This is a genomic window from Pseudothermotoga sp., from assembly GCA_025060105.1.
Taxonomy (GTDB): domain Bacteria; phylum Thermotogota; class Thermotogae; order Thermotogales; family DSM-5069; genus Pseudothermotoga_A.
In genome coordinates, this window is record JANXCS010000010.1 from 53424 (window position 1) to 61745 (window position 8322).

General features: G+C 44.4%; 8 protein-coding genes. 1 reads left to right on the forward strand and 7 read right to left on the reverse strand.

Annotated features, from left to right (window positions below):
* Window positions 1-406: 406 nt before the first annotated feature.
* The gene (locus tag NZ875_08965; GenBank protein ID MCS7175865.1) at window positions 407-1558 is read left to right on the forward strand and encodes an ATP-binding protein; all 1152 of its coding nucleotides are present in this window, start codon (window positions 407-409) and stop codon (window positions 1556-1558) included.
* Window positions 1559-1814: 256 nt separating this feature from the next.
* On the opposite strand, the gene NZ875_08970 is transcribed toward NZ875_08965, so the two are convergent.
* From NZ875_08970 to NZ875_09000, 7 genes are all read right to left on the reverse strand, one after another.
* The gene (locus NZ875_08970) at window positions 1815-2705 is read right to left on the reverse strand and encodes a lytic transglycosylase domain-containing protein (GenBank protein ID MCS7175866.1); all 891 of its coding nucleotides are present in this window, start codon (window positions 2703-2705) and stop codon (window positions 1815-1817) included.
* Window positions 2706-2791: 86 nt separating this feature from the next.
* A complete protein-coding gene (locus NZ875_08975) occupies window positions 2792-4324 on the reverse strand; it encodes an L-lactate permease (GenBank protein ID MCS7175867.1) in 1533 nt (510 codons plus the stop codon).
* A 354-nt stretch (window positions 4325-4678) separates the two neighbouring features.
* The gene (locus NZ875_08980) at window positions 4679-5401 is read right to left on the reverse strand and encodes a sugar phosphate isomerase/epimerase (protein MCS7175868.1); all 723 of its coding nucleotides are present in this window, start codon (window positions 5399-5401) and stop codon (window positions 4679-4681) included.
* Between the two features lie 112 nt (window positions 5402-5513).
* Entirely contained in the window at window positions 5514-6200 is a 687-nt protein-coding gene (locus NZ875_08985) for a GntR family transcriptional regulator (protein MCS7175869.1), read from the reverse strand.
* 23 nt (window positions 6201-6223) lie between these two features.
* Window positions 6224-6613 carry a cupin domain-containing protein gene (locus tag NZ875_08990; protein MCS7175870.1) on the reverse strand — a complete coding sequence of 130 codons (390 nt, stop codon included), beginning with the start codon at window positions 6611-6613 and terminating at the stop codon, window positions 6224-6226.
* A complete protein-coding gene (locus tag NZ875_08995; GenBank protein ID MCS7175871.1) occupies window positions 6567-7130 on the reverse strand; it encodes a TRAP transporter small permease in 564 nt (187 codons plus the stop codon). The genes NZ875_08990 and NZ875_08995 overlap by 47 nt, the downstream gene beginning before the upstream one ends.
* Window positions 7127-8322 (reverse strand): TRAP transporter large permease (locus tag NZ875_09000; GenBank protein MCS7175872.1); only part of this gene is annotated, 1196 nt, incomplete at its 5' end. The genes NZ875_08995 and NZ875_09000, both read right to left, overlap by 4 nt.

Here is an 8322-nt window from a genome sequence, read left to right on the forward strand (position 1 = left end):
AGTTTCCTTTCATCCCACCATCACGTAACACCCGGTGGTGAAACTACCGGGTCAAACACGTGATGGTGATGAACAACGCTCAGAATGCCGAACAATCCAACGCCATTCACGACCTTCACCTTTTGATTAGATCATACCACAAAAAGATGAGTTTGACAAATGCGAACTATAAATCACAACCCAAGGGGAAATCCACGCAAAAGTACCTCTTTATGCTCATGCCTGCTGAACAGCGATCACACTCGTCGGTCTGAACGACCAGAGTGGTTCTGTAAAATTTGACGATTCACTTTGCGCAACTGACGTTCATTTTCACACGCAGATAAAACTTTCGATGTACGATTTTTGAACACCATCGTTCCGGTGGAAAATAAAAGCACCGATTGAACCTTACGGTTACTAACTGGTGAGTGCAAAAAAATTTATACCGAATTGGTATAATGCAGTCGGTGATGGTGTGAATCCTTTCAAGTTTGGCAAGCAGTACGAACCGGACTGTTTCATAGACAGAGAAGAAGAATATTCCCAGCTGGTCAGAGCCGTTTCGAGCGGGAACAACGTCATATTGGTTGCTCCCAGGAGGTTCGGTAAGACTTGGTTGATTCAAAAATTTGCACTCGAAAGTGGTTTTCAATGTATCTATTTGGACCTACTCAGCATGCTTTCTTTGAAAGATTTCGCCGTAAAGATCATTTCAAAATCTTTCCAGTTACTCAAGTCGAACAACCCTGTGGAGTTCGTCAAGGAGCATTTGAAGAATCTGGTCAAGTACATCAACTTTTCCATCGGCTCGGATGGGGTAGTTTTCACCTTCAGCAGGGACGTTGAAGAAGAGGTCTTACTTTCAGAGTGCTACAGGCTGTTGGAAAGACTCGGTGAGATCTTCAAAACTTTGGTGGTGTGCTTGGACGAGTTTCAAGCGTACAGTTTGGTGAGCGAAAAGCTCGCAGGTTCTCTGAGGAGTTTTTTCCAAACGGCACCGAGGGTGGTCTTCGTTTTCTCCGGTTCCATGAGGCACATGATCGAAGAGCTGTTTTTCCAATCGAAAGGTTTGATGTACCATTCTGGAATCAAGCTCGATCTGTGCTCTTTTCTGCCGAAAGATGCGGTGATCGATCATGTCTGTGAAAAGTTCCGCTCTTCCGGCAAGACCATGCCGAGACAGCTCGCCGAAAGATTTTACGCCATCACCAAAGGTCATCCGTACTACGTTCAAATGCTCGCCTACGAAGTTTGGAACCTCTGTGGAGAAACGGTGGCGGAACAAGATCTTCAGAACGCGTTGAATCAGCTCATCTTCCGTGAAAGACACAGCTACGACATGGTGCTCGACATGCTCGGACAAAAGCATCTGCGCAAAGTTTTGGTCATGATCGCCACGAACAGAGACATCTTCAGCCTCGAAACGTTGCAAGAGTTCGAAATTCCAAATCCAAGCATCGTGAACAAGACTATCAAAAAGCTGGTCGAGCTCGGTTTCGTCGAAAAGCTCTCCAGAGGCAACTACGAAATCATCGATCCGATCTTCGAAGAATACGTACTGAAAAGATTTTCCTAAATTTTCCACGCACAACTCAAAGTCCCACTCGTTCCACAAACGCTTCGTAAAAACAGCTTGACCATGCAAATCATCATGGACAACAGAAATGCCATCGGCCGTTTCACTCTCGAACGACAATGTGTGGACGTCGAGCAAAATTTGACCGATCGCTCAAAAGTTGACAGATCTTTATAGAATGCTCAGCTACAGTCAACGTCCACATTCCCATCATCGTGGATGGAAAGATGAAAACTATGACAGAGCTTGGAAAGTTTCACATACCACCGATCAGACCGACGCGAAAGCCTTTTAAGGAAAAGCCTGTGGTTATGTAAAATTTCCACACCCTCAAGAGTGCTTCAAGATCGAGGTTGTTAGAATCTAGCAGAAACTGTACACCGAAATTTGGCATCTTTCTATACAGCGCTCCGACGGTGAAGTTGAAGTTCCTTTCACCGACTATCAAAGAGAACGAGTGCGTGATGGCAGGATAAAAAAGCACTCGGTGTGACAGTTTTTTCCAATCATCCAGCTGTATTCCACCAGATAGATAGGATGTACCCAAAAAGGATGCATACACGTTCAAGCCCAAAGCGAACCTGTCTCCCACCAAAACGTACGGCTCGATGTAGGTGACGTCCTTCACGAAGATGGTTTCACCTTTGAGCCGTTCCGCACTGCGCAGAACTTTTCGAGCATACTCGATCGCCGCACTGCTCGGTCCATACTTAGCTATCTTCGAAGGACCTTCGAAATAACCAGCGAGCGCGTACTCGATGCTTTTAAACTGACGTTGCAATTGTTCAAGATAACGATTGGCACCATCCATCGCCCAAAATGCGTTGAAAGGATTGAGCACTCCCAACTTTTCCGCAGTTGATGGTACAAACTGTGCCAGACCCATCGCACCTTCAACTGAAAGTGCGTGTACATAGAAGTTAGACTCGACGCTCACCAAGCCTTTGAGAAGGTCTCTATTTTCTTTCGGCAACAGCCAATCGATCGGCACGACGGGATGAACGAACGGTTGAAACACAGAAATTTTGAATTGAGTTTGGTGCCATTCTAAAGAAAGGCGCGTTTCAGGCTCGTTCAGAAACACCAAAGCGTTCGCAAAGATCTGAACGAAGAAAAGCACGATCAAAACCACGGTGAATCTCTGCAAACCCATCCCACCCGTTCAACATCTAAAGCTTTCTATTGAGTATATCAAAGTGTGCCGTTTCAAATCGAGCCTGTCGAGCTGAATGGTCAAAAGCTGTAATTTTTCAGAACGTAGCTCACCACGGCGGTGAGCGATGCCATGAGTAAGACTATGGGGATGGTTTTTGAAAACACACGTTTTTCTTCACCGATTCTGTCTATCGACGCTGCGGCGTTTTGAAGTTTTGAAGGGGATATGGCCGAAGCAAGACCGCTACCGAAAGCCATGGCGGCGGGCATGAGGATCGGTGAGAGGTTCAAAAGCTTCGAAGTTTCCGATGTGTAGTTCGCAAACATCGCCGTGGCGGAAGTCTGAGTGCCCGTCACGAAACCTCCGAGCACTCCCAAAAACGGTGTGAAGAAGGCGTAAAAGCTTTTGAAAAGCTCGGCGGAAGAAACGGCCATCGCATGGATCATGTTCCTTTGAAGGTTCACCAGCTCAAAACCATTCGGTGTCTTTTCGTACCCCGAATAGAGCATCACGTAGGCGATCAGAAAGAAAATCGTTGCCGACCAAAACGGTTGAACCATCCTTTTTCTAGTCTTCATCCAGATATTCTTCATCTTCGCTGAATCTATCTTGTAGATGAACATACCGATCAGACTGCTCACAAAAATCCACGTGTACGCCTGCCAAAAGATCCTCAGATGGACTGGCCTTCCTTTGAGTAGATCCATCGACATGGAAAGCTTTTGATAGAACAACTCGTGCACGGGACCTACCAAGTTGACGAAAACGATGAAAAAGATGAGCATCAACCAAAGAGAACTAGCTTTGAGCAACTTCTTCACATCCACATCCTCATCGACCACACTTTCACGGTTCTTGATCGCATAGATGATCGTCAAAGCCACGATCACAAGAAAACCTGCTATCAACCCTGTGAGCACCGGCGCTCTCATCATTATCCCGATCTCTGCACCCAGAAACGCCAAAAGACCTACGACGATGGAGAGTGAAAAACCACGCTTCAAAAAATCCTTACCGCCAGCCACGTACAGGACCGCGAGCGATATCGCGAAGGAAACTACCCCAACGAACGGAAGAAAGTACTTGGCGGAAACTATCAAATCCGTCTTGATCATCTCGGCGAACACGACCAGCGGCACACCGAGTATGGTGTAGGTGCAGAGTGAATCATAGCCGAGTGCGGCGAGCGCGATCGACTCGACAGGTGAATAACCCAACGCGAGCAAAATCGGAGTTATCACAGTCACAGGCACTGCACCCGCGGCGGAAAGCAACGTACCGAGACCTATCACGATGATGAGCGTTTGAAACAATCTATCCTTCGCACACAGCTTTTTTGAAAAACCAACGATCGTTTCCATCGCACCGGCACTCTCCATGATCGTCAACTGCAACAGAGAAGCGACCACGATGAGCGAAACGGGGAACGAAGCGAGAAAACCTGAAACCGTTGCACGCAGTAGAACTTCGAAAGAACTACGAAAATAAAACAGTGCCAGTGCGAAAGCTGTGAAGAATCCAACGAGCCCAGATCCAACCACCGAAGCTTTCGTGAAGAGGATCATCAACAGAACGACGAACACCGGCGTGAAAGCAACCAAACCGTTCAACGAACATCCTCCCAGGTTATGATAACGCAATTTTTACTTATGAGCTTTCACGAACCCCACTACATTTGTTCTTCTCAATCAATATTTCACTCATAAATTGATCTGAGTTGTGAGTCTGTCCGAACGAATTTTTCGCTCCGTTTTGGATCATTGTGTAATTCGTACCGGCTGGACATTGAGATATTGAGGAAAAACTTAAGATTGGAATTTGAGAGGTGAAATGGAGTTTCATCTTCGAAAGTTTGGTGATCATCTGTGTAGGTGAGTATACGAAAGGTACGCACCTCTTTTTTCTCAATCTCTTTTCATCGAATCTGAATGCACGAATATCGATTTTCTAAAATGCTTGCCAATTCACATTGAGATTCCTGCTGTTCTGAATAATTCCTGAGCATACTGAACACTCATCGATGCCCATTCTTCTTCCACCTGAATTGTTTCTTCCAAAGATCCAGATAGTGGTACCCATAGTTCCAGTATGAAGCTGATATCACCAGCTTTAGAATTTAGATATTCAAGTATCTTCTTTAGGTTCAACTTTCCTCTCCCAAGAGGGCAACCTCTGATTATAAAGCCTTGGTTTTGTTCAGCTCGTTTAATGTCAAAATCTTTGAGGTGAACATTCACAACATACGGTGCCAAAGCATCGATAGCAGTTTCTGGCGTTTCAGGTATACCAAGCAAATTTGCTGTATCAAAACAAATACCAAAGTAAGGATCATTGATCTCGTTAACGATCCTCAGCAGATCTTCTGTAGGGGTTTTCTCATAATTTTCTACGGCGATTTTGATATCTGCTTTCTTGAATTCAGGAAGCAACTCTCTTATAGGCATTAAGATCGATTCATAGTCACAAGAAGATTCAGTTTCAACCGAAAAGTCTGGTAATACACGCAAGATTTTGCTGTTGAAGAAAATGCAGAGTTGAAGGTACATCTTCAGCTTTTCCATGTCCATACCACGCACACCTAACTCAATTTTTATTCCATATTCCTGGCTTTTTTGTTTAACTTTGGTCCTTTCCAGTACGCTGAGCATATGTGTTGGGCAGTTGTCCGCTATTTGCACAACATCCACGCGAAGGGATTTCGCTTTTTCTAGGAGATCAATAGCTGATATCCTACCTGTTTTAATTGACCAAAAATAAGTGTATGAACTTATGCCTAGTATAGCGATCACCCCCAGGGCTCTAATACTGAGGAAAATTGAAAGCCTTAAGCACACTTATGAGTGTTTTTCGAATACTCAGCAAATGGCTCTTCATAGCGGTTACAGCTGCTTGTTTATCGTTCTTAACTATTGCTGAGGCGATCTCCGCATGCTCATGAGAGCTTTTCTCAAGCCTGCCTTCCAATACCAATAGAGCTTGCCTTAACCTTTGCCATTGATCGTTCAGATTTTTTACAAAGTTTGCTGCTCTTGGATTTCTGGACATTCTATAAATCAGTTCATGAAATTGAAAATCGAGTTGCAACCACTTTTTTAGAATACTCTCTCTATCTAATTGAGCCAAGTTTTTCTCGCTGAACAATGAAAGCATGCGCTGTGCCGTTTGATATAGTTCTTCTTTCTCATCTTCTGTTCCCCTCTCGATTGCCCACTCAACAATCGCTGATTCCAAAATTTCTTTCAGATCAAAGATTTGTTCAATATCTCTTATGGTCAGTATGAAGACTCTTCGCCTTCCATTGGCACTGGACACTAAGAGACCTTCCTGCTCAAGTTTCTTCAGAGCCTCTCTCACAGGAGCACGACTCATGGAAAGTTTGTTTGCAATTGAATACTCAGATACCAACTCTCCAGGTTTTAGCTCCATCGTTAAAATCAACGTTTTTACGTAGTTATAAGCTCTTTCCCAAGCTTTCTTTTTTTCCATATCCTTGGAGCCTTTCAAAAAAATCACTCCTTGTTTTTAGCTGCCTTTAAAGCCCGATTGTAATTCTCACCAGCAGTATAAGGTGGAACGAAAGCCGTGGCAAGTTTCAAAGGCACGTAACCAGTGTTTACGAATTGATGCTTTTCACCGGCCGGTGCCCAGAGAGCCATATCCTCCGTTATTGGGATCTCACCGTTCTCTGTTACACAAATGCCTTGGCCAGAAACTATGTACATTAATTCAGGTCGATCGTGGGAATGATAATCCGTTTTCGAACCAGGTGGTATTATAGCTATACTGAATAAAAGTTCATTAACTCCTTCTTTATCTGGTGCGAAGAGTACCTTGATGATCCTGCGATACGGTTCAGGAACCTCCACTCCTTTTTCTTCCCACGCTCTTACTACTTTCATCACCTTCAGCCTCCTTTATGATGGAATTGAGTGCCTTCAACATATTTTTCACTTCCCACAAAAGCATCAAAACGCCAGACAGTGGGAGAGGCAAGTACCACCACCACTGTGGCAAACGTAGCATAGGTGTCACAGCCGAAAAGGAAGCCTTAACTATGTCCATTCCGGACTTGATTATGAAGAGTAGGAAAAAGATCACAAGTCCGTGAGTTACTAAGATAGCAGATATTCTGAGGATTTTGCTTTTTGCGAATAATCTTCCCTCCACTTCGATCGCAACATGTGATTTGTCCCTCACCAGTATGGAACTACCAATGAATATCATCCAAACATTCAAGAGGGTCACTAAATCATCGACCACGATTCTTATTCTCAAAAAACGCGCCAGCACTTGCAAAGTTACCATAGTTAAAAGACCAACCAAACAAACCATGGTGAGACCCTTCATCACTTTATAAAGTACACACTCGATCAACTTGATTTTAGACCTCAAGGATATCGAACCTTGCCTTCTCATGGAAAAACTCTCCTTGGAATCCACATAACAAGGCTTGGCCAGTATGTTACAGCCACGAGCACAAGCAAAAGTGCTATTAAGTATGGCCACAGCTCACGTAGAATTTCTTTAAGTGGTGCTTTGGACACAGTTGTTACTGCGTACAAGAGAACTCCGACGGGTGGTGTTAACTGGCCTATCATTAAGTTTAACGTCACCACAACACCAAAATGAACAGGATCTATACCAATAGTGCGAGCTATCGGCAACAAAACAGGAACTGTCAGTAACATGATGCTGATCGTCTCCATGAAACAACCGAGAATCAAAAGAATCACATTTACAGCCAGAAGAAAGAGATAAGGATTGTGAGTCAAGCCACCTAGATACGAGGCAACGAGTTGCGGTGCTTTCATAAGCGTCAGCGAATAGGAAAAAAATGCTGCTGTCCCAACTATGAAGAGTATCTTCACGCTACTCTGAACCGATACCCACAATATTTTTATAAAATCACTCATCTTCAACTCTCTGTATACAATGAAGCCTATGAGAAGGGCATACAAACAAGCAACTATACCTGCCTCTGTGGGGGTAAAGAAACCTGAAAGTATACCGCCGATGATGATTATGAAACTTCCGCTGGCTATCAAGCCATTGAGTAACACTCTAAGAGTTTCACGGAAGGTGTACCTTCTTTCGATCCTTTTATATCCTCTCTTGCGAGCCACAATGTAAACAGCAATCATGAGGGCTATTCCCATGCACATACCTGGCATTATTCCAGCCAAAAAAAGTTTTCCCACAGAAGTTCCCGTCATAGCACCGTATATGACGAAAGGTATGCTTGGTGGTATCACTGGTCCTATAGTGGCTGATGCGGCAGTTATCGCTGCGCTGAATGCTTCATCGTATCCTGCCTTTCTCATCATTTCCATTTCTATCACTCCAACACCACTCGCATCTGCTACGGAAGATCCAGACATACCGGCAAAAATCATACTTGTTAGTACATTAACATGCCCCATTCCCCCTGTGAATCTGCCAACGAGGAGTTCAGCGAAATCTGTGATACGTTTCGTCATCCCACTAGAGTTCATTAAAAAACCAGACAGAATGAAAAAGGGTACAGCCAGCAAAACAAAGGATGTTGCTCCCCAGTAAATGCGTTGAGCAGCCACGGCAACCATTTGCCAAGAACCGTGTAGCCATAGAG

What these genes read in the sequence shown, in the direction of transcription:
- NZ875_08985 (MCS7175869.1), bottom strand. Translation starts at nt 6,200, where the DNA reads ATGGAAAAAAAGAAAGCTTGGGAAAGAGCTTATAACTACGTAAAAACG.
- NZ875_08990 (MCS7175870.1), bottom strand. Translation starts at nt 6,613, where the DNA reads ATGAAAGTAGTAAGAGCGTGGGAAGAAAAAGGAGTGGAGGTTCCTGAA.
- NZ875_08995 (MCS7175871.1), bottom strand. Translation starts at nt 7,130, where the DNA reads ATGAGAAGGCAAGGTTCGATATCCTTGAGGTCTAAAATCAAGTTGATC.